The sequence below is a fragment of the Teichococcus aerophilus genome, assembly GCF_014490485.1.
Taxonomy (GTDB): Bacteria; Pseudomonadota; Alphaproteobacteria; order Acetobacterales; family Acetobacteraceae; genus Pseudoroseomonas; species Pseudoroseomonas aerophila.
The window spans coordinates 1-2,254 of sequence record NZ_JACTVA010000121.1 but is presented as its reverse complement, the minus strand read 5'-3'; the positions used below and the strand labels follow the sequence as shown (position 1 = coordinate 2,254).

Genomic DNA, 2,254 nt, shown 5'->3' with positions numbered 1-2,254 from the left:
GCCCGCGCCGCCGCCGGCCAGCTCGCGCGCGCCGGGCGACCGGCGAAGGACCGCGCCCTGAAGGCCGCCGCCGCGGCCTTGCGCGCCGGGCAGGACACCCTGCTCGCCGCCAATGCCGCCGACCTGGAAGCCAGCCCCGACCTCTCCCCCGCCTTCCGGGACCGGCTGGTGCTGAACCCCGCCCGCATCGCCGCCATGGCCCAGGGGCTGGAGGACGTCGCCGCCCTGCCCGACCCCGTCGGCCATGTGCTGGCGGAATGGACGCGCCCGAACGGGCTGGTGATGCGCCGGGTGGCCCAGCCCCTCGGCGTCATCGGCATGATCTATGAGAGCCGCCCGAACGTCACCGCCGACGCCGCCGCGCTGTGCCTGAAGGCCGGCTCCGCCGTGCTGCTGCGCGGTGGCAGCGAGGGCGCTCGGTCCTCCGACGCCATCCACGCCTGCATCGCCGCCGGCCTGCGGGAAGCCGGGCTGCCGGAAGCCGCCGTGCAGATGGCGCCCAGCCAGGACCGCGCCTTCGTCGGCGCCATGCTGCGCGCCTCCGGCCTGATCGACCTGATCATCCCGCGTGGCGGCAAGGGACTGGTGAAGCGGGTGCTGGAGGAAGCGCGTGTGCCCGTCCTGGCGCATGCCGAGGGCCTGAACCACACCTACATCCACGCCGCCGCCAACCCCACCATGGCGCGGGAGATCCTGGCCAATGCCAAGATGCGCCGCACCGGCGTCTGCGGCGCCACGGAAACCCTGCTGATCGACGCCGCCATCGCGCCGGAGCTGCTGCCGCTGCTGGTGGCGGACCTCGCTGCGCTGGGCTGCGGCTTCAAGGGGGATGAGCGCGCCCGCTCCATCCTGCCCGCCCTGCCCGTCGCCACCGAGGCCGATTTCGGCACGGAGTGGCTGGACGCCCTGCTCAACATCAAGGTGGTGGATGGGCTGGACAGCGCCCTGGCGCATATCCGCCGCTTCGGCAGCGAGCATACGGACGCCATCGTCACCGAGGACGCCGCCGTGGCCACGTCCTTCCTGAACGGACTGGATTCGGCGGTGGGCATGTGGAACGCCTCCACCCAGTTCTGCGATGGTGGCGAGTTCGGCTTCGGCGCCGAGATCGGCATCGCCACCGGCCGGCTGCACGCGCGTGGCCCGGTGGGGCTGGAACAGCTCTGCACCTACCGCTACCACGTCATCGGTACCGGCCAGGTCCGTGCATAGGATGCCGATCCGCCCCACCGCCGCTGCGCCCTGCCCGCGGGCAGCGTCGCCCCGCCGCGCGCCCTGATCGCTTGCGCCCGCCCTTCGAGCCGGCCCGCTTCGGCGACCGGCGCCGCCTCCGCATCGGCCTGTTGGGCGGCAGCTTCAACCCGGCGCATGAAGGCCACCGGCACGTGGCGGAATGCGCCCTGCGTGCCCTGCGGCTGGACCAGGTGTGGCTGCTCGTCTCACCGGGCAATCCGTTGAAGGCGCCGGCGGGCATGGCCCCCTTCCCGCAGCGCCTGGCCTCCGCCCGCGCCATGGCGCGGCCGCCGCGCATCCTGGCCACCGGCATCGAGGCCGCGCTGGGCGAGCGCTACAGCGCGCTGACCCTGGCCAAGCTGGCCAAACGCTTCCCGCAGGCGCGCTTCGTCTGGATCATCGGGGCCGACAATCTGTGGCAGTTGCCGCGTTGGCGCCGCTGGCGCCAGCTGGTGGCCCATACCCCCATGGCGGTGCTGCCGCGCCCCGGCTGGACCCGAAAGGCCCTGGCCGGCGCGGCGGCGGAACGGCTGGCCCATGCCCGCCGCCGCCCGCCCGCCTTGCTGCAAGGTGGCCCGCCAGCCTGGACGTTGATCCCGGCGCGGGAGCACCACGCCAGCGCCACCGCAATCCGCGCCCGCACGGGAAGCTGATCGCAGCAGGGAATCGGTGCTGGCGGGCCTGGGCCCTCTCGCGCCATACACCTTCCAAACACACACGACGCCAGAACGAGACTGCAAAGGACGCCGCATGGCCCGCACTCCCAAGACCACCGACGACACCAAGCCGCGCAAGACGGCCACCACCCGCCCCGCCGGCAAGCCCGCGGCCGCGCGCCCCGCTGCGAAGGCAGCGCCTGCACGCCCGGCTGCGAAGGCAGCGCCCGCCCGCAGCACCGCGAAGGCTGCCCCTGCGCGCAGCACGGCGAAGGCCGCACCCACGCGGAGCAGCGCCGTGAAGGCCGCACCGGCCCGTAGCAGCAGCGCCAAGGCGGCGCCCACCCGCAGCAGCACGAAGCCGG

The 2,254-nt window shown here is 74.2% G+C and carries 3 protein-coding genes; all 3 read left to right on the top strand.

Annotated features, from left to right (window positions below; genetic code table 11):
- Nucleotides 1-1,212 (top strand): glutamate-5-semialdehyde dehydrogenase (locus IBL26_RS25370; protein WP_187787273.1); only part of this gene is annotated, 1,212 nt, incomplete at its 5' end.
- A gap of 71 nt (nt 1,213-1,283) precedes the next feature.
- Entirely contained in the window at nt 1,284-1,886 is a 603-nt protein-coding gene (locus tag IBL26_RS25365; protein ID WP_187787272.1) for a nicotinate-nucleotide adenylyltransferase, read from the top strand.
- A gap of 97 nt (nt 1,887-1,983) precedes the next feature.
- A partial coding sequence (locus tag IBL26_RS25360; protein ID WP_206684312.1) for a hypothetical protein occupies nt 1,984-2,254 on the top strand: 271 nt, incomplete at its 3' end.